Raw genomic sequence first — 18700 nt, 5'->3', positions numbered from 1 at the left:
CCACAAGAGAAATTTATAGTAAGGGGGAATTTTTATGGATATGAAACAAATTGCAAATCAAGTATTACAGAACATTGGTGGAAAGGAAAACATTGTTCGTGCCACACATTGCGCGACTCGCCTTCGTCTTATATTAAAGGATGATACGAAAATAAACGCTGCAGAAATCGAAAACATCGATGGAGTAAAAGGTGCTTTCGCAACGACCGAGCAATATCAAATTATTTTTGGAACTGGCATAGTAAACAAAGTATATGATGAATTCTCAAAACTAATTGGAATAGCCGAACTAGATTCTACAACATCAAACGATATACCTAAGAAAAAAATGAATCCTATCGCCCGCCTAGCAAAGACACTATCCAATATTTTCGTTCCAATTATTCCAGCTATCGTCGCAAGCGGTTTACTTATGGGTCTACTCGGAATGTTGAAAGCGTTTAAATTAGTTCCTGGAGATCACTCACTTATCCAATTACTTGATATGTTCTCAAGTGCAGCTTTCATTATTTTACCTATTTTAATTGGAGTAAGTGCCGCTAAAGAATTTGGTGGAAATATTTTCTTAGGGGCAGTTGTTGGTGGTATATTAACTCACCCAAGCTTAACAAATCCTTGGACTCTTTCAAATGCAAAACCAACTGTTTTACATTTCCTTGGCATGGATATTGATATGATTGGCTATCAAGGTACTGTTTTACCTATTTTATTATGCGTATACGTTATGAGTACAATTGAAAAAGAACTTCGAAAACGTGTTCCGAACTCTTTAGATTTATTAGTTACACCATTCTTAACAATTATTATAACTGGCTTTTTATCACTTATTATTATTGGACCAATTGGATATAAAATCGGTGACGGTATTACGTACCTTTTAAATACAATTTATCAATTTGCAGGACCAGTAGCTGGTCTTATATTCGGTGGTCTATATTCAACAATTGTTCTTACTGGCTTACATCATAGCTTCCATGCTATTGAAGCAGGCTTACTCGCAAATAAAGATATCGGTGTCAATTTCTTACTCCCTATTTGGTCAATGGCGAACGTTGCACAGGGCGGCGCTACTTTAGCTGTCTATTTCAAAACAAAAAACAAAAAAACGAAAGAAATTGCAATTCCGGCAGCAGCTTCAGCATTTTTAGGAATTACAGAACCAGCTATTTTTGGTGTCAATTTAAAACTAGGTAAACCATTTATTGCAGCAGCTATTGGCGGCGCAATTGGAGGCGCTTACGTTGTTTGGATGCAAGTAGCAGCTAACGCATACGGTTTAACAGGTATTCCGATGCTTACAATTGTTGCACCTCTTGGCATGATGAACATGATTCACTATATAATTGGCTTCGCTATTGCAGTTATCACTGCTTTTGTTGCCACATTCATTTTATATAAAGAAAGTAAATAATAACGGGGTGAAAACCTATGTCAAAATATAAAACAATACTGCAATCTAATAAAGACGAATTACATTCTTTATATGAAATTGCAAACCAAGATTCATGGAAACCAATTTATCATATCCATCCACCATTTGGATTAATGAATGATCCTAACGGTGTATCATACTACAATGATGAATATCACGTTTTTTATCAATGGTATCCATTTGGTCCCATTCATGGAATGAAGCATTGGGGACATGTGAAGTCAAAAGACCTTATTAACTGGGAGCGTATGCCTGTAGCCATCATCCCTACTGAAAGCTATGAATCACACGGTGCATATTCTGGTAGTGCTATCGTAAAAGATGGCCTTCTTCATTTACTTTATACAGGGAATATAAAAAATCCTGATGATTCCCGTGATGCAAAACAATGTATGGCAACAATGGATTCACAATATACGATGACGAAATATAGTAATAATCCTGTTATTGATATAATTCCTGACGGATATACAAAACATGTACGTGATCCAAAAGTCTGGAAACATAATGATATGTACTATATGTTACTCGGTGCCCAACGTGAAAATACAACAGGAACTCTATTACTATACAAATCACAAGACCTATACAATTGGCATTTCCAAGGCGAAATTACAACAAATTTAAAAGAATTTGGATTTATGTGGGAATGCCCCGATTACTTCCAATTATCAGGGAAAGATGTACTTCTCTTTTCACCGCAAGGAATTGAAAAAGACGGAGAAAACTTTCACAATGTATACAATGTCGTTTATGCTATAGGTCATTTCGATATTAAAAATTTATATTTCCATATTGATTCCTATTACGAAGCTGATAAAGGATTCGATTTTTATGCCCCTCAAACTTTAGAAGACGCTACTAGTCGTCGCCTATTATTTGCTTGGGCAGGATCAAGTGAAATCACATATCCTTCTGATGATTATATGTGGGCTCATTGCCTAACACTTCCACGTGAATTAACATTAGAAGATAACATCATAAAACAAAAACCAGTTTCAGAATTAACAAAACTACGAACAACAAAAAAAGACATTTCAGGAGATATAACAGCTGGATTAAATGTATTATCAACGCTTGATGATGAAGGCTCCTATGAATTAATTGTTACACTTAAAACAGAAGATGCAAAGCGTTTTGGGCTTTCTCTCTTCCACAATGAGGAGGAATGTTTCCCCATTACATTTAATCGGGAACAAGGTACTATTTCTATAGACAGGGGCAACTTCTACCATCAATTTGGCGGAGAATATGGATTTGAACGCTGTAAAAAAATCGATATTCAAGATACGATAGAACTACAAATATTTGTAGATAAAAGCATCGTGGAAATTTTCTTATACGATGGTTCAACAGTCTTTACGTCCCGAGTTTTTCCTCGAAAAGACATGAAACATCATATCGCAATCTTTTCAGATGCAAAACTAAACTTTACCATCACACAATATAAACTGAAAAGAGGGATTGTATGAGAAATGTCTTTTGTATAGGTGAACTATTAATTGATTTTGTGTGCCGAAATACTAACGTTTCTTTAGTAAACGGTTCAGATTTCGAAAAAAAAGCTGGTGGAGCACCCGCTAACGTTGCTGCTGCGATTACAAAATTAGGTGGACACGCTACATTTATGGGGCAAGTAGGAAACGACCCATTTGGTGAGTTTCTTGAACAAACTTTACAGCGTGCGCAAGTCGATACATCCATGCTCATAAAAGATAAACAAACAACACTTGCATTCGTATCCATCGATCAAGATGGCGAACGTGATTTTACTTTTATGCGTGGTGCAGATGGTGAATATCAATTCAATAGCATTGATTTATCAAAAATACAAACAAATGATTTAATACATTTCGGTTCAGCGACAGCTTTACTATCAAGCCCATTAAAAGAAACGTATTTCCAGTTGTTACAATATGCGAAAGATAACGGCCATTTTATTTCTTTTGATCCAAATTATCGAAGTGCACTCATTACAAATACAGAACAATTCTCTCAAGATTGTCTAACCTTTATAAAACATGCACACTTCGTAAAAGTAAGTCAAGAGGAAGCTACTATGCTCTCTAAAGAAAGTGATTTACAACAAGCTGCACTCAAATTATTAAATTATGGCGCAAAAGTAGTAGCTATTACACTTGGAAAAGACGGTACCCTTCTTGCGACAAATGAAGGTCAAACCATTGTCTCTTCTATTTCCATTCAACAAGTCGATACAACTGGTGCTGGTGATGCTTTCGTTGGAGCAATGTTATATCAGATTGCCCAAAGTGAACATACACTTTCGTATCATTTCAAAGACTTAACAGCGTTTATCTCCTTTGCAAATAAAGTAGGCGCTATCACATGTACAAATTACGGTGCAATTGCCTCTCTTCCATCATTAACAGATATAAAAGCATACGATTAATCGTATGCTTTTTTTACATTCCTCTCCAAAAATCATGCATAATAAAAAAGTACAAAATAACGAGAACGGCCGTCCCGCATAGGGTAATGCGCCGATATATACTCTTCTCTCCTTCCCTTGCTTTCACAAACGCCCAAATAAATCCGAAGAACAATATTAAATCAACATATGGAACATAAAAAGAAAAGACGAGAAACGCATATAAATACACGATAAATAAACAGGTCGTTACTAAGAAAACTTTAAACGCAAATTCACTTTTCATAATATAACCGCCCCCTATCTGTACTGTATTATATTCAGCAAAATACAATAGTTGCAGTTAAACTCCAAGTATAAATAAGCTACCGTCTATAATACGGTAGCCATTACGGAACATTGTATTTCCGTTTATATATATTACTTAAAATCGAAGAAGGAATTTGCTCGTAACGAATTTTCTCTCCTGTTTCATCTATAATATACGAATTGTTTCCTATATAATATATTCCATCTTTTCGTTTTGAGTACACTGGATATCTTTCATTTGGCAATACCGTTTTCACTTTCGTTAACTGTCCATTTGGTTCTTGCCAATATATATCCGCGCGGTCTACTAGCGTAAGTACTCCAATTTGTTCTTCTTCTATTTTTCGACCATTCCAGCTCACAACGCGATAACCAAGCTTATTCGCTTCATATTCGGGACTCGTATGAAAACGAGAAATGATTACTTTTGTTTGTAATTGTACTCGGTCATATAACCATTGTATATCCCTGTCATGCATGCGAATACAACCATTTGATTCCCTACTTCCAATCGTCCATTCCCGATTTGTCCCGTGAATCGCATATTCATTCTTATCTAGTCCCAGCCACCTCGTACCGAGAGGGTTATTCGGTGCACCCCCAGGTATTTTTTTTCGATGGTATTCTTTATTTTTAAATTTAGTTATAATACAAAAGTTACCTTCAGGCGTAGGTGTACGCTCTCTTCCAGTCGTTACTGGAAATGTTTTTGTGTAATTTCCATTTTCAAAAAAAGACAACTGGTTTGTCGTAAGATTTACTAATATTAAATGATCTGTATTAGCAAAAGCACTAACCGGTAGGATGAAAAATAATAGTATGACGAAACATGACTTTTTCAGCTATATCCCCCCTAGTGCTCACTATAATAAGTGGAATTAACATTACTTTGCTCTTATAAATGAAAACTATCCATTTACAATAACTCCCCCATTTACATGTATCATTTGTCCGCTAACATAGGATGAATCACTAGACGCTAAATATACATATGCTGGCGCTAATTCATATGGTTGACCAGGTCTTTGCATCGGAACATTGCTCCCAAACTGTGATACTTTTTTCTCATCAAAGCTTGATGGAATAAGTGGTGTCCAAATTGGTCCTGGCGCAACACCATTTACACGAATCCCTTTTTGCACTAACGATTGGGAAAGTGACCTTGTAAAAGCTACGATTGCCCCTTTCGTTGCGGAATAATCAATTAAAGTTTCATTTCCTTCGTATGCAACGATAGACGCTGTATTTATAATGACATCACCTTGCTTTAAATGAGAAAGCGCGGCTTTCGCAACGTGAAAATAAGAAAAAATATTAATACGAAAAGTCTTCTCTAGCTGTTCTGCTGTAATATACTCTAAGCCTTGCTGCGGATATTGCTGCGCGACATTATTTACCAAAACCTGTAAACTACCTAACTGCTGGACGGTCTCTTGAACAACATCTTTACAATGCTGTTCATCACTTAAATCACCCGGCAACAATACACACTTTACACCTTCTTTCTCAACATATTGCTTCGTCTCATTAGCATCCCCCTCCTCATCTAAATACGCAATCGCAATATTTGCTCCCTCTTTCGCAAAAGCGATGGAAACAGCTCGTCCAATTCCGCTATCTCCACCTGTAATTAATACATTCTTTCCTTTTAACTTTTCGCTTCCTTTATAATTGGGATCTTCAAACTGCGGTAGAGGATTCATTAATGATTCAATGCCAGGCTGTTTATTTTGATGTTGCGCCGGCATTGTTACAAAGTTTTTTTGCTGTGGCATAGCTTCTTTCAACTCCTTTTTCTTATAATGTGCATAATAAAAACTGGAATTCGCACATCATATTACGATTAATATTCGAATTTAAGACACAAAATATGAATTGTTGTAAACTTTTTATGCAAAACTATTGCAAAATAGTTAAAAAACGAATATTATATATAACTGTTGTGAAAATTATTCGTAAACAGAAAGGATGTTTATATGTTTAACCTTTCAAAACATAAAACTTCTATTAAAACTGAAATTATGGCAGGTATTATTACCTTCTTAACAATGGCATATATCATTGTCGTAAACCCTGTCATCCTTGGGGATGCAGGTGTTCCATTTGAACAAGCATTTACAGCAACAATTATTGCTGCTGTTGTCGGAACATTATTTATGGCAATCTTTACAAACTTACCAATCGCAATCGCGCCAGGTATGGGATTAAATGCTTACTTCTCTTACTCTGTTGTAAAAGCACATGAAGGCATGACTTTCGCAATTGCATTCTCTGCTGTATTCGTAGCAGGTATGATTTTAATTTTGCTATCATTTACATCTTTCCGTACAAAATTAATGGAAGCAATTCCTGAAAACTTAAAACATGCAATTACTGCTGGTATCGGGCTATTTATCGCCTTTATCGGTTTACGTTTAACAGGTATCGTTACAAAAAATGATGCAAACTTAGTTGGACTTGGTGATCTTCACTCTGCTCCAGTTCTACTAGCATTAGCTGGACTTGGAATTACTATTATCCTTATGTCTTTAAATGTAAATGGCGCACTATTTATCGGCATGCTATTAACTGGTATTATCGCTTTCTTCACAGGACAATTAACATTCTCAAATGGTGTTACATCAATGCCTGGATTACCAGAAGGAATTATCGTTTCAAATCCAATTACTGCTGTATCTGATGTAATTAACTACGGATTGTACGGCGTTGTATTTTCATTCTTCCTTGTTACATTGTTCGATACAACAGGTACATTACTTGGGGTAGCTCAACAAGGTGGATTTATGAAAGATGGGAAACTTCCAAAATCTGGACGAGCTCTTCTATCTGACTCATTCTCGGCAACAATCGGTTCTATGTTCGGAACAACACCATCAACAGCTTACATTGAATCTTCTGCTGGCGTTGCAGCTGGTGGTCGTACTGGTTTAACAACTGTTACAGTAGCTGTTCTATTCGCACTAGCAGCATTCTTTGGACCATTAGTAAGTGCCGTTTCTGGTGTATCAGCTATTACTGCCCCATCATTAATTATCGTTGGTAGTCTTATGATGGGTTCAGTTCGTCACATCGATTGGGACGCATTTGATGAAGCATTCCCAGCATTCTTAGTAATATTAAGCATGCCACTTACATCAAGTATCGCAACAGGTATCGCACTTGGATTTATTTCATACCCACTTATGAAAGTAGCAAAAGGTAAATTCCGTGCTGTTCACCCACTTGTATATGTATTTGGAATTTTGTTTGCTTATCAATTAATATTCTTACCACATTAAAAAAGTAGAGCATCGAAATCCGATGCTCTACTTTTCTTTTACAACAATCATTCAAACTATAAAGGCACCTCCAAAATATGAAGAAGGTTATAACCTTTTAATACTTCTCTTCTACCTTTAATTCTTTACTGCACTTTTGAATGAAAACTGATGAAATAACCATTACTATGCCCACACTAAAACTAATAAGTTGATCTAATAACATTTCATCATGAATAAACCAGCGAAGTAAAAATACGCTACCAAAAATAAACATCATAATAAATCCAGTATGTCTAAGTCCTTTATATACATTTTCCATATGTATCACCTCTTCACATACTTTTATCCATATTATACCATAATCTAAAAACGTGTATAACCAATATTCGGTATTGAAACCAATAATAAAAAGACTGCAGAGAACTCCATCTCCACAGCCTAATTATTATTTTTGCAAAAACGCCTGCAAATCTGCAAACTGTCTCTTTGCATCTTCATAGCCTTGCTCATATAGATTTTGTAGTTTTGCTGTATCTTTTTCCATACGATCTACTTGAAGCGGCACTTCTGGACGAATAACAAATAAATTCCCAGCTTGTTCTTCTTTTTCAATGTAGTGAAGTGTTTCATTATACACTTCATAACGATTCAGCATCGTGTTAACAAGGTTCGGATATTTTTTATAAGCTTTCGCTGCAACCCATCCAAACTTTGATTTTTTCTTCGCGTAACCATGATTTCTCGTTAAAATAACGACTGATTTTTTAAAACCATCTTCCTGTGCTTTACGAACTGGAATTGGATCCGAAATCCCGCCATCTAATAATTGCTTACCACGGTAATTTACTACAGGTGCAATGAAAGGCAATGAACTAGATGCTTGTAATAAATTTAGTGCATCATCATTCGTTCCTTCTTTTTCAAAATAAACAGACTGTCCTGTTTCACAATCTGTCGTTCCTACAAGGAAACGCTCTTGGCTATTAAAGTATGTTTCAAAATCAAACGGAACATGCTTTTCTGGAATCTCATGAAAAATGAACTCCATATCGAATAACTGGCGTTTTCTCCATAAATTTTTATACGATAAGTATTTTGGGTGTGATGCATAATCAATATTTACTGTTTTATTTCTATTTCTTTGTCTGGAAAGATACGACGCTGCATGACAAGCACCAGCTGATACACCGATTACATATGGAAAATATAAATCTTGTTCCATAAAGTATTCTAATATCCCGCCCGTGTACACACCACGCATACCGCCGCCTTCTAATACTAACCCCGTATTTTCAAGCATGTTACTCTCTCCTCTATATATATTGACTCTTTAATTATTCACCATGTTAAGTATCTTTTTCTATTATATATGAGTTCTTTCAGAAATTATATTCAAAAGACTTGAGAAAAAGGAGTTTTTTCTTCCAATTATATTTCCAAATGGTTGGAGACATCCTTTATAAATCTTTGAATAAAATCTTGCTCTTCTTTCGTATATCTATCTAAAAATAACAGCCACTTTTCTTCAGCTTGTTTATGTAATTTATCATGAGCTTTATATATTTCATTTCCGCTTTCCGTTAAACGGAAGAAGATTTCTTTTTGATTATCTAACATTTGCATCTTCTCAACGAATTTCTTTTGAAACAACTTTGTACAAATTTTAGAGATTGCACCCTTCGTCATTCCCATTTCTGTCGTAATAGCAGTTACATTCATCAAACCATTTTTCCCGATACACTCGATCACATGTAACTCAGATAAAGACATACCACTTATACCTGTCTCACGAAGAAATTTCTCATTTTGCCCTTTCAAATGTTCTTCTTTTTTATGCAAAAGTGTACGAATGTCCGAAAGTATTTCCATTTGTTTCGTTGCATAATCCAATCCGTTCGCCTCCTGAGTTTCTAAAGAAACAAATTAACTATATACCATTTTAAAATCATTTTTTCATATTTACAAGTGAGAAAATCATGTTAAAATAAATTTAGTTTCCAAGGAAACTAAATGACAAGGAGGTTAACATAATGAAAAAATCCAAAATACATTTCATTTTATATGTCGTCTGTATGAGTGCCTTACTCGGTTCCTTCGCTCAAAATATTTACACGCCTATCTTGCCCATGATTCAAGGTTCTTTTCACACTTCTCTTTATCTTGTAAATGTAACAGTTTCCCTTTTCACATTCGTTCTTGCGATTATGCAGCTCATATATGGACCTTTGATTGATACAAGAGGGAGAAAATCTGTCCTTATCCCTAGTTTGATCATTAGTACAATTGGTTCAATCGGATGTGCTTTTTCAGCGAACATATATGTATTTCTATTTTTCAGAGCTGTTCAAGCTATAGGAATAGCAGCTATACCTGTAGTAGCAGCAACGATTATCGGCGATTTATTTGAAGGAAAAGAACGAGGAGAAGCAATGAGCCTGTATCAAATGTTACTTGCTCTTGCACCTGCGATCGGCCCTCTCATTGGTGGTTATCTAGGCAGTATAAATGGCCACGTATCCGTATTTCTCTTTTTATCTATACTTGGCATTCTCTTATTAACGATAAATATTTCACTACTTCCAGAAACAAAACCAACTGTAAGTAAACAACCGCAAGCAAAAAAGAATTACTGGTTTATCTTAAAAAATAAAACTGGATTTTCTATTACTCTTATTGGCTTCATTCAATTTTGTATTTACTTTTGCTTCCTCGTTTTTTTACCGAGCATTTTAACAAATTCATTTCACTTAACTGCAAGTGAAATTGGTCTTATGTTTGTACCGATGTCTCTTTCTATTATGCTAGGAAGTTATTGCTACAAGTTTTTGCAAAAACGCCTCACAACAAAGCAAGCTTTATTCATTACAAGTTTCTTCAATATTATATGTGTCACTTTATTCTCTTTCACATATAGCATCAATATCACGTTCATCATTATCGTTACATCTTTGTACGGTTTTAGTATGGGACTTTCTATGCCAACTCATACTACTTTATTAACAGAAGAATTTGTACAAGAACGCGCAACAGCTATCGGTATGTACAACTTCATCCGCTATCTTGGTATGGGTACAGGGCCACTTATAGGTGGATTTCTTTTATTTAACCAAAAATACTTTTGGATTTTCTTCCTAGGCGCAATTATGTTTTTACTTGTAATCTTATATGCAATGAAAATGCTACGCTTTCATGCTGTACAAAAAGTAAAATAGGGCCCCAAAAAGGTCAGCTCTATTTTACCCTCTTTGATCCGCAACAATATGAATATCAATAAATTTTGTTTGTCTCATAATTTCATTTACAATAGAGCCTTTTCGTATTTCTTCCCACCTTGTTCTTGCCGATTGTCCAAGTAAAATTTGCGTCACCTGTAATCTTTTTGCCACTTCAATAATAACATCTGCTGGCTTTCTTCCTTTTGCTTCTTCTAATACAAAGCTTGCATCAAATTGATTCGTTAGCAACTTCCACTCTTCAATCGTCTGCTTTTTTCCAGCTGAAATAGAATCTATATTTTCCCTCTCAACGTTTAATACGTACAATTCAGCATTTAACCGATCAGCCATGCGCCATCCCCGTCTTATTAATTTCTCCGCTGTTGAACTGTATTGTACACAAACGAGAATTTTTTCTTTTACGCCAATTGGTTCTATTACTGTTTGGCTAATTTTCTCGTCCATATCATCGGCAACTTCTCGAAGTGATAATTCCCTAAGTGCTCCTAAATTATTAAGTGTAAAGAAGTTTTGTAAGCTTTGCTGAATTTTTTCTTCTTTATATATCTTTCCGTCTATTAGTCTCTTCCTTAATACCTCAGGCGTTGCATCAACGAGCTGAATTTCATTTGCTTTTTGTAAAATAAAATCTGGAATTCGTTCTCTTACTTTTACATTCGTAATTTGAGCTACAATATCATGAACACTTTCTAAATGTTGAATATTAAAAGCTGATAATACCGATATACCAGCCTCTAACAATTCCTGCACATCCATATAACGTTTCTTATGTTTAGAACCAGGAACATTACTATGCGCAAGTTCATCCACAACAACGACTTGCGGTGCCCGTTTTATAATTCCTTCCACATCGAGTTCATAAAACACTTTCCCTTTATAATCTATTTCTTTTAAAGAAACTTGTTCTAAATCAGCAATTGCGTCTTCTGTCTCTTTTCTCCCGTGCGTTTCAATTAAACCAATTACAATATCCGTACCATCCTTTTTCATCTCTCTAGCATCATAGAGCATTTTATAACTTTTTCCTACGCCTGGAGCTGCTCCTACATATAGCTTTAACTTTCCGCGATTTTGCTGACGAATATATTCTAAATATTCCTCTGGCGTTCGCCTTTGAAACTTCGGTTCATAATCATCTGCATACAAAATAAACACTACCTTTCATTCGAAACAACGCTACCTCAATCCATTAGATTGAGGTAGCACTGTTACTATTTCATTAATTTCTGTAATGCCAAATTTAGCTTTAAGACGTTCACTCGATCTTCTCCAAATAAACCAAGTGCTGCACCTTCTGTTTGATCTTTAATCAACTGATCCAGCGTTTCTTTCGGGATTCTCGTTAATTTCGAGATGCGCTCTACCTGTACGGACGCCCCCTTCGGACTAATATCAGGATCTAGCCCTGAACCTGAATTCGTTACTAAATCCATCGGCACTTCTGTAACTGGAACAGTTGGATTTTGTTTCTTCCACTCTTCAATACTTTTCTCTACCCGTTTTGCTAAATCTGGATTAGATGGTGCATAGTTATTTGAACCAGATGCTTCAGCCTTATATTCAATACTAGAAACACGCCCTTGAAAATAACGTGGATCCGTGAAGTTTTGACCAATTAATTTAGAACCAATCACTTCATTTTTATCATTATATATTAGACTTCCATCCGCATTATCCTTCATCACTGCTTGTGCAATACCAGTAACAATAAGTGGGTATACAAGTCCACACAACACTAGAAATGTAAAAGTAATACGGATAATTGGTGATAGTATACTTTGTTTCTTCTCCATCTTTTTCCCCTCTTCCTTATATAAACAAGCCGACAATCATATCAATTACCTTAATTCCAATGAACGGAACGATAACTCCGCCAAGCCCATAAATAAGTAAGTTTCGGCTAAGCAATGCATTAGAACTCATCGGTTTATATGCAATACCTTTCATCGCTAACGGAATGAGTAATGGAATAATAACAGCGTTAAATATTAATGCTGATAAAATCGCTGACAGTGGTGATGTTAATTTCATAATGTTCAATGCCTCCATTTGCGGAATCGCAAGTGTAAACATTGCTGGAATGATTGCAAAATATTTCGCTATATCATTCGCAATACTAAACGTCGTTAACGCACCTCGCGTCATTAACAATTGCTTACCGATTCCTACAACCTCAATAATTTTCGTCGGATTCGAGTCTAGATCAATCATGTTCGCCGCTTCTTTCGCTGCTGTCGTACCACTATTCATCGCTAATCCAACGTCCGCCTGTGCTAATGCCGGCGCATCATTTGTACCATCACCTGTCATCGCTACAAGCTTCCCTTTATCTTGCTCTGCTTTAATAACAGCAATCTTATCTTCTGGTTTACACTCGGCAACGAATTCATCTACTCCTGCTTCTTTTGCAATCGTTGCTGCTGTTAACGGATTATCACCTGTACACATAACCGTTTTAATCCCCATTTGGCGCAACTGTTCAAAACGATCACGCATACCCGGTTTTACTGTATCCTTTAAATAAATTAAGCCATAAATACGATTATCTACTGCAACTACAAGTGGTGTTCCGCCCTCTTTTGAAATTAAGTCTGCTTTTTGATTTACATCTTTCGGAATTGTTCCGCCTTGTGACTCAACCCATTCAATAACGGCACCTACAGCACCTTTTCTCACTTTCGTTCCGTCTTGTAAATCAACACCACTCATTCTCGTTTCTGCTTTAAACGGAACAAACTCACCTTGTTCTGCAAGTTCTCTATTATATGATATAGATTTTCCCTGCACATACTCGATAACAGATCGGCCTTCTGGTGTTTCATCTAAAACAGAACTAATAGCAGCCCACTTTCCAACTTGCTCAATCGTTTCATTTCCTACAGGTAATAATGTATGAGCCATTCGGTTCCCAAAAGTAATCGTACCTGTTTTATCTAAAATAATTGTATTAATATCGCCCGCAGCTTCTACTGCTTTCCCTGACATCGCTAACACGTTAAATTTTGTTACCCGGTCCATCCCAGCAATACCAATTGCCGATAATAGCCCACCAATTGTCGTTGGAATTAAACAAACTAATAATGCAACTAGCACAGCAGTATCAATTTGAAAACCTAAATAATTTGTAAAAATCGGCAACGTCATAACGACGATCAAGAAAATAAGAGTTAAGCTCGTTAATACTGTATTTAAAGCAATCTCATTCGGCGTTTTTTGACGAGCAGCTCCTTCTACTAAAGAAATCATTTTGTCGATAAATGATTCACCAGGATTACTCGTAATGACAATTGTAATTTCATCACTTACGACCATCGTTCCACCTGTTACGGAACAAAAATCACCGCCTGCTTCTTTTATAACAGGAGCTGATTCCCCTGTAATTGCAGATTCATCTACAGATGCTAACCCTTTGATTACTTCACCATCACTTGGAATCATTTCTCCTTGTTTTACGATAACAACGTCACCTTTTGTAAGATCAGTTGCTGAAACTTGGACAATGTCTCCATTTTCTTTTACAACATTTGCAAACACATCTTTCTTCGACTGCTTTAAAGAATCGGCTTGCGCTTTACCACGACCTTCTGCTAATGCCTCTGCAAAATTCGCAAATAAAACTGTAAATAATAGAATGAGAGAAACTGTTATATTAAACCAACCTGGTATACTACTAGAACTACTTGGAAGAAAAGATAAAATGAACGTAATGATAAATCCAATTTCCACAACGAACATAATCGGATTCTTTATCATGACTTTCGGATTCAATTTCGCAATGGATTGCTTCATCGCATGTGTTACGATATCACGATCCATCGTTTTCGCTTGTCTAACTTCATCTTCTACAGCATGTATTTGTGACTCATTTAATTGTTTTTCTTTTACTACTACCGGTCTCATCATTTACCCTCCATTACTTCAATGTAAGAAATTCTGCAATTGGTCCGAGTACTAACATCGGGAAGAATGTTAATGCACCGACAATTACAATTGTTCCGATGAAGATGCCACCAAATAAACTATTATCTGTACGGAACGTTCCGACTGTTTCTGGCACTACCGTTTTTTCTTTCAACGAAGCTGCCACAGCTAGCATCGTAATTAAACTGAAGTAACGTCCTAAAAACATAACTAAACCAGTCGTAATATTCCAAAACGGTGTATTATCTCCTAATCCTTCAAATCCAGATCCGTTATTCGCAGCTGACGATGTATATTCATATACAACTTGCGTTAAACCGTGGAAACCGGAATGAGAAATAGCATCCGTCCCTAAATTTGTTGAAAGAGCTAATGCCGAAAAGCCTAAAATGAGCAATGGATGAAATAAAATCGTGACCGCAATTAATTTCATTTCCTTACCTTCAATCTTTTTACCTAAAAACTCTGGTGTCCGTCCAACCATTAACCCAGATATAAACACTGCAATAATTGCATACATAATAATATTTACAAAACCTGCTCCAACGCCGCCATATACTGTGTTTAACATCATATTTACAAGTGGAACTAAACCGCCAATTGGTGTTAACGTATCATGCATCGTATTAACGGCGCCTGTTTCAGCAGCTGTCGTTACCGTTGCGTATAGTGAAGAAAATACTGTTCCAAATCGTACTTCTTTCCCTTCTGTACTTCCTTGTACATGTTCGATACCCATTCCATTTAATGCCGGATTCCCGTTTAGTTCAGATGTCGTAATTGTTATAAATCCTAGTAAAAACACCATAAAAAGTGAAACGAAAAGGATGCGACCTTGTTTTTTATTTCCTACCATTCGTCCGTACGTAAATGGAAGTGCTGTTGGTAATAACATCATAAGCATCATTTGCAAAATATTACTCATTTGTCCTGGATTTTCAAAAGGATGCGTAGAGTTTGCTCCGAAAAATCCACCGCCATTATTTCCAAGTTCCTTAATGGAAACGAATGATGCAACAGGTCCACGTAATATACTTTGTTTTGCCCCATCAATCGTTTGTGCTGTAACCGCTCCATCTAACGTTTGCGGTACGCCAAGTGCGACAAAAACTAGTGCCGCAATAAATGCGATAGGAAGAAACACTCTCGTTAACGCTCTCGTAAAATCAACGAAAAAGTTACCAAGTTCTTTTCCAGCAAGTCCTCTTATAAAAGCCATAACGAGCGCCAATGTCGTTGCTGGTGCCGCAAACATTAAAAATGTAATCCCGATTAATTGTGATAAATAGGATAAACCATTTTCACCGCTATAATGCTGTAAGTTTGTATCAGCCATAAAACTAATCGCTGTATTAAAAGCGAGCGTAGGCTCCATCCCTTCAATATGCGCTGGATTTAGCGGCAACACACCTTGTAATCTGAAAATGAAATATACAATAACAATCATAAATCCGTTGAGTAAAACTAATGATAATACGTACTGTTTCCACGTTTGATTGTATTCTTTTACACCCGTAATTTTAAAAATAAGTTTTTCAAAAGGCCCGAATACTTTATCTAGCATTTTGCTACCTTGAAAAGCTTTTTCTAAATAAATTCCCATTGGCTTTGCTACTAAAATAAACAAGAGCATTGTAATAATGACTGCAACCCAAATCATAATGAATGATTCCCCCTAATTAAAACTTCTCTGGATTTAATAATGCATACACTAAATACACTGTAATTGCTGCGACAATAACCGATAAGACAATCATCATGATTGCTTTCCTTCTTTCACAACTTTATCTGACCAACTTGCAAGACTTGCCATTGATGCAACTAATAAAATAAAAATCCCGACCATTACAACATCTAACATAGCTATCCCTCGCTTTGTTTTTGTTAAAATTTACCATTTGAATATTAAAAAAGAACACTGAGCTCTACTCAGTGTTCAAAAAATGAACAACAAAAAGTAAACCTCCTCTCTAAACGCTTACGAGGTTAGCTGTCGGATTCGGGCCTAAAGAGTAGCCCTACTTTCAAAACTGAAAGATTCACCCCAAGTGACGATGCACAAAATTGGTTCCCCCGCTCCATTTCTGGAACTCAGCGATTTTAGGTTTTTTTGGAAATTTTATGAATGATTTATGAGAGTAAATATACTCCTCTATATTTCACTTGTAAAGGGTTAAATTACTGAAAATAATAATATTTACATCCATTTAAACGCTTACATTGAAGATTATTACTATTATTTCATCTATTTTCTTTATTTCTCTTCTCTTTTCTTAAAAATGACCTTTTAAATATGAAATAAAAAGAGCGAATGAGATGAAGTGCATAGCTTGTTGCACTCAGCATTCGCTCTTTTTTATTCAACCTTTATTCTCCTCGTAAAAATGCACGTAAATTTCTCCCACGAATATAAACTTGTGTCAATTCTGCATGTAGCTGCTCATACTCGGTAATATCCACCTCTAAATACAAAGCATCTTTTGATGGTAATATAATATACGGCCCTGGAAAAAGGGGATCGATCTTAACCAATTCTTGAACTCGCTCTACCGATACTGCCCAACGATTTGCTATATCTCCAAGTAATAGTACCTTCATCATTTCTTCCCCCGCCCTATTCAAAAAATAAAAAAGAAATATTATCACAATTTGTAAACACGACAAACTTAGCTCCAATTGTTTCATAGAGCCTCGCTGGATATCGTTTATTCCTTGTAACAACAGTAATAGGTGCTTGAAAAGAAAAGCGAATGTGTTCTGTGAAAAAACTAACGATTGGAAGCTCATCCCCTAGTAAAATCACCTTCTTAATACACTCAAAAATACTAGTAAAGTCCTGCTCCTTACTGCAGCTATAAGTCCAATCAAACCCACAATTCCTAACTTCAGCCGCTATCTCTTCATTTGCTGTAAAAATAATTAACTCATGTTGAAATGATACTAGATCTCTTAAACTATCTACCTTACTTTCTTCTCCAACACAAATAAGTGTTAGTTCCATGTACCTCATCCTCCTTAGTATAAAAGAAATCAAACATAAATTGATATTCCCCTATACTAATCAGATCTATGAAGTGATGTATCCATCATGGCACCGTCCTCTCTCAAGACGCTTACGAAGTTAGCTGTCGGATTCGGACTTTGAGAGTAGCCCTACTTTCAAACTTGAAAGATTCACCCCGAGTGACACTGCACAAATTGGTTCCTCCGCTCCATATAATTGGACTCAGCGTTTACAAAAAAATGTATTCTGGCTGATATATTACTCCTGTATTTTGAAAAAGTAAACAGAAAAAAAGCCAGTTATAAAACTGGCTTTTCACTTACCTATGCACGCGTTCTATTCACTTTATATGCAAAATGATTCGTCGGTCCATGACCACTACCAATATTCAATGGCTCTTCAATTGCTATACTAATAAATCGTTTTGCTTCTTGAACAGCATCTTCAATTGAGTATCCTTTCGCAAGTCCTGCTGTAACCGCTGAAGCAAATGTACACCCACTTCCGTGCGTTTGCTTTGAAGGAATTCGCTCGCTTCTAAACTCAATAAATTTTTCTCCATCAAAGAGGAAATCAATTACTTCATTACCTTGATATTCTGCATGTCCGCCCTTCATAAGCACATATTTAGCACCTAATTCGTGCAATACTTTTGCAGCTTCCTTACTATCTTCAACATTATGAATCTCCATCCCAGTTAACACTTCTGCTTCTGGGACATTCGGTGTTATAACAGTTGCTACTGGTAATAAATATTCTTTTAATGCTTGCACTGCTTCTTGTTGTAATAATGATGCACCGCCCTTAGCAATCATAACAGGATCTAGTACAATATTATTCCAGCCAAATTTATTAATATGTTCTGCTACAATTTGAATAACTTCGCTGCTAAATAACATTCCTAGTTTCACAGCATCTGGTGTTAAATCCGTACCAATTGAATTCAACTGTTCCGTAATACCTTCTAACGAAACTGGATATACCCCTTGAACGCCAAGCGTGTTTTGAGCAGTAATTGCCGTAATAGCCGTCATTCCATACACACCAAGCTCTTGGAATGTTTTTAAATCTGCTTGAATGCCGGCACCGCCGCCACTATCAGATCCTGCAATTGTTAAAGCTTTATTTATTTTCATCCCACTCATCCTT

The 18700-nt window shown here is 36.1% G+C and carries 20 protein-coding genes and 2 riboswitches; of the genes, 5 read left to right on the top strand and 15 right to left on the bottom strand.

The annotated features are described in order from the left end of the window. Positions 1-34 precede the first annotated feature (34 nt). From CGQ22_RS27735 to CGQ22_RS27725, 3 genes are read left to right on the top strand one after another with little or no spacing between them, the layout of a single operon-like run. On the top strand, positions 35-1411 hold the full coding sequence (locus CGQ22_RS27735; RefSeq protein ID WP_000367316.1) for a sucrose-specific PTS transporter subunit IIBC: 1377 nt from the start codon (positions 35-37) through the stop codon (positions 1409-1411). 17 nt (positions 1412-1428) lie between these two features. Further along, a complete protein-coding gene (gene scrB / locus CGQ22_RS27730) occupies positions 1429-2904 on the top strand; it encodes a beta-fructofuranosidase (RefSeq protein WP_000049745.1) in 1476 nt (491 codons plus the stop codon). Then, positions 2901-3842, top strand: coding sequence for a carbohydrate kinase family protein (locus CGQ22_RS27725; protein WP_001246642.1), 942 nt, complete (start codon positions 2901-2903; stop codon positions 3840-3842). The genes scrB and CGQ22_RS27725 overlap by 4 nt, the downstream gene beginning before the upstream one ends. A gap of 13 nt (positions 3843-3855) precedes the next feature. On the opposite strand, the gene CGQ22_RS27720 is transcribed toward CGQ22_RS27725, so the two are convergent. From CGQ22_RS27720 to CGQ22_RS27710, 3 genes are all read right to left on the bottom strand, one after another. Next, complete coding sequence (locus tag CGQ22_RS27720) at positions 3856-4107, bottom strand: hypothetical protein (RefSeq protein WP_000834195.1); 252 nt, start codon at positions 4105-4107, stop codon at positions 3856-3858. A gap of 103 nt (positions 4108-4210) precedes the next feature. After that, complete coding sequence (locus tag CGQ22_RS27715) at positions 4211-4972, bottom strand: L,D-transpeptidase (protein ID WP_033669406.1); 762 nt, start codon at positions 4970-4972, stop codon at positions 4211-4213. Positions 4973-5038: 66 nt separating this feature from the next. Then, a complete protein-coding gene (locus CGQ22_RS27710) occupies positions 5039-5905 on the bottom strand; it encodes an SDR family oxidoreductase (RefSeq protein ID WP_001136284.1) in 867 nt (288 codons plus the stop codon). Between the two features lie 201 nt (positions 5906-6106). On the opposite strand from CGQ22_RS27710, the gene CGQ22_RS27705 reads away from it, so the two are divergent. Further along, entirely contained in the window at positions 6107-7408 is a 1302-nt protein-coding gene (locus tag CGQ22_RS27705; protein ID WP_089149615.1) for an NCS2 family permease, read from the top strand. A 97-nt stretch (positions 7409-7505) separates the two neighbouring features. Here the strand turns inward: CGQ22_RS27705 and CGQ22_RS27700 are convergent, their stop codons facing one another. The 3 genes from CGQ22_RS27700 to CGQ22_RS27690 all read right to left on the bottom strand — a co-directional run bounded on the left by CGQ22_RS27700 (position 7506) and on the right by CGQ22_RS27690 (position 9280). Beyond that, positions 7506-7709: a hypothetical protein gene (locus CGQ22_RS27700; protein WP_046946545.1), complete on the bottom strand. Its 204-nt coding sequence runs from the start codon at positions 7707-7709 to the stop codon at positions 7506-7508. A gap of 126 nt (positions 7710-7835) precedes the next feature. Beyond that, the gene (locus tag CGQ22_RS27695) at positions 7836-8690 is read right to left on the bottom strand and encodes a patatin-like phospholipase family protein (protein WP_000892695.1); all 855 of its coding nucleotides are present in this window, start codon (positions 8688-8690) and stop codon (positions 7836-7838) included. Between the two features lie 128 nt (positions 8691-8818). Then, positions 8819-9280: a MarR family transcriptional regulator gene (locus CGQ22_RS27690; protein ID WP_000384217.1), complete on the bottom strand. Its 462-nt coding sequence runs from the start codon at positions 9278-9280 to the stop codon at positions 8819-8821. 140 nt (positions 9281-9420) lie between these two features. Between CGQ22_RS27690 and CGQ22_RS27685 the strand changes: the two genes are divergently transcribed. Next, entirely contained in the window at positions 9421-10602 is a 1182-nt protein-coding gene (locus CGQ22_RS27685; RefSeq protein WP_089149614.1) for an MFS transporter, read from the top strand. Between the two features lie 24 nt (positions 10603-10626). Here CGQ22_RS27685 and kdpDN read toward each other — a convergent pair whose 3' ends face one another. The 9 genes from kdpDN to thiD all read right to left on the bottom strand — a co-directional run bounded on the left by kdpDN (position 10627) and on the right by thiD (position 18696). Beyond that, entirely contained in the window at positions 10627-11781 is a 1155-nt protein-coding gene (kdpDN, locus tag CGQ22_RS27680) for a KdpD-like non-kinase potassium sensor (protein WP_003300067.1), read from the bottom strand. Positions 11782-11837: 56 nt separating this feature from the next. Beyond that, on the bottom strand, positions 11838-12419 hold the full coding sequence (gene kdpC / locus CGQ22_RS27675; protein WP_046946542.1) for a K(+)-transporting ATPase subunit C: 582 nt from the start codon (positions 12417-12419) through the stop codon (positions 11838-11840). 16 nt (positions 12420-12435) lie between these two features. Continuing rightward, on the bottom strand, positions 12436-14526 hold the full coding sequence (gene kdpB / locus CGQ22_RS27670; RefSeq protein WP_001247994.1) for a potassium-transporting ATPase subunit KdpB: 2091 nt from the start codon (positions 14524-14526) through the stop codon (positions 12436-12438). 13 nt (positions 14527-14539) lie between these two features. Beyond that, positions 14540-16207: a potassium-transporting ATPase subunit KdpA gene (kdpA, locus tag CGQ22_RS27665; protein WP_089149613.1), complete on the bottom strand. Its 1668-nt coding sequence runs from the start codon at positions 16205-16207 to the stop codon at positions 14540-14542. 19 nt (positions 16208-16226) lie between these two features. Next, positions 16227-16304 (bottom strand): K(+)-transporting ATPase subunit F, encoded by a 78-nt coding sequence (gene kdpF, locus CGQ22_RS27660; protein ID WP_223153441.1) that lies wholly within the window; start codon positions 16302-16304, stop codon positions 16227-16229. Further along, on the bottom strand, positions 16304-16408 hold the full coding sequence (locus CGQ22_RS27655; protein ID WP_000887894.1) for a SipW-dependent-type signal peptide-containing protein: 105 nt from the start codon (positions 16406-16408) through the stop codon (positions 16304-16306). Before CGQ22_RS27655 ends, kdpF begins: the two co-directional genes overlap by 1 nt. Before the next feature lie 100 nt (positions 16409-16508). Continuing rightward, positions 16509-16654: riboswitch (cyclic di-AMP (ydaO/yuaA leader) on the bottom strand. Positions 16655-16914: 260 nt separating this feature from the next. After that, positions 16915-17148 (bottom strand): hypothetical protein, encoded by a 234-nt coding sequence (locus CGQ22_RS27645; protein ID WP_002163849.1) that lies wholly within the window; start codon positions 17146-17148, stop codon positions 16915-16917. A 13-nt stretch (positions 17149-17161) separates the two neighbouring features. Next, positions 17162-17548 (bottom strand): hypothetical protein, encoded by a 387-nt coding sequence (locus tag CGQ22_RS27640; protein ID WP_000424070.1) that lies wholly within the window; start codon positions 17546-17548, stop codon positions 17162-17164. A gap of 93 nt (positions 17549-17641) precedes the next feature. Beyond that, positions 17642-17789: riboswitch (cyclic di-AMP (ydaO/yuaA leader) on the bottom strand. A gap of 85 nt (positions 17790-17874) precedes the next feature. Continuing rightward, positions 17875-18696 (bottom strand): bifunctional hydroxymethylpyrimidine kinase/phosphomethylpyrimidine kinase, encoded by an 822-nt coding sequence (thiD, locus tag CGQ22_RS27635; protein WP_003300058.1) that lies wholly within the window; start codon positions 18694-18696, stop codon positions 17875-17877. Between the last annotated feature and the right edge of the window lie 4 nt (positions 18697-18700).

Source organism: Bacillus sp. M13(2017) (assembly GCF_002218325.1).
Classification (GTDB): domain Bacteria; phylum Bacillota; class Bacilli; order Bacillales; family Bacillaceae_G; genus Bacillus_A; species Bacillus_A thuringiensis_K.
The sequence above is the reverse complement of the archived record's forward strand: the minus strand, read 5'-3'. Positions and strand labels throughout refer to the sequence as shown.

What these genes read in the sequence shown, in the direction of transcription:
- CGQ22_RS27735 (WP_000367316.1), top strand. Translation starts at nt 35, where the DNA reads ATGGATATGAAACAAATTGCAAATCAAGTATTACAGAACATTGGTGGA.
- scrB (WP_000049745.1), top strand. Translation starts at nt 1,429, where the DNA reads ATGTCAAAATATAAAACAATACTGCAATCTAATAAAGACGAATTACAT.
- CGQ22_RS27725 (WP_001246642.1), top strand. Translation starts at nt 2,901, where the DNA reads ATGAGAAATGTCTTTTGTATAGGTGAACTATTAATTGATTTTGTGTGC.
- CGQ22_RS27720 (WP_000834195.1), bottom strand. Translation starts at nt 4,107, where the DNA reads ATGAAAAGTGAATTTGCGTTTAAAGTTTTCTTAGTAACGACCTGTTTA.
- CGQ22_RS27710 (WP_001136284.1), bottom strand. Translation starts at nt 5,905, where the DNA reads ATGCCACAGCAAAAAAACTTTGTAACAATGCCGGCGCAACATCAAAAT.
- CGQ22_RS27705 (WP_089149615.1), top strand. Translation starts at nt 6,107, where the DNA reads ATGTTTAACCTTTCAAAACATAAAACTTCTATTAAAACTGAAATTATG.
- CGQ22_RS27700 (WP_046946545.1), bottom strand. Translation starts at nt 7,709, where the DNA reads ATGGAAAATGTATATAAAGGACTTAGACATACTGGATTTATTATGATG.
- CGQ22_RS27695 (WP_000892695.1), bottom strand. Translation starts at nt 8,690, where the DNA reads ATGCTTGAAAATACGGGGTTAGTATTAGAAGGCGGCGGTATGCGTGGT.
- CGQ22_RS27685 (WP_089149614.1), top strand. Translation starts at nt 9,421, where the DNA reads ATGAAAAAATCCAAAATACATTTCATTTTATATGTCGTCTGTATGAGT.
- kdpC (WP_046946542.1), bottom strand. Translation starts at nt 12,419, where the DNA reads ATGGAGAAGAAACAAAGTATACTATCACCAATTATCCGTATTACTTTT.
- kdpB (WP_001247994.1), bottom strand. Translation starts at nt 14,526, where the DNA reads ATGAGACCGGTAGTAGTAAAAGAAAAACAATTAAATGAGTCACAAATA.
- kdpA (WP_089149613.1), bottom strand. Translation starts at nt 16,207, where the DNA reads ATGATTTGGGTTGCAGTCATTATTACAATGCTCTTGTTTATTTTAGTA.
- kdpF (WP_223153441.1), bottom strand. Translation starts at nt 16,304, where the DNA reads ATGATTGTCTTATCGGTTATTGTCGCAGCAATTACAGTGTATTTAGTG.
- CGQ22_RS27655 (WP_000887894.1), bottom strand. Translation starts at nt 16,408, where the DNA reads ATGTTAGATGTTGTAATGGTCGGGATTTTTATTTTATTAGTTGCATCA.
- CGQ22_RS27645 (WP_002163849.1), bottom strand. Translation starts at nt 17,148, where the DNA reads ATGATGAAGGTACTATTACTTGGAGATATAGCAAATCGTTGGGCAGTA.
- CGQ22_RS27640 (WP_000424070.1), bottom strand. Translation starts at nt 17,548, where the DNA reads ATGGAACTAACACTTATTTGTGTTGGAGAAGAAAGTAAGGTAGATAGT.
- thiD (WP_003300058.1), bottom strand. Translation starts at nt 18,696, where the DNA reads ATGAGTGGGATGAAAATAAATAAAGCTTTAACAATTGCAGGATCTGAT.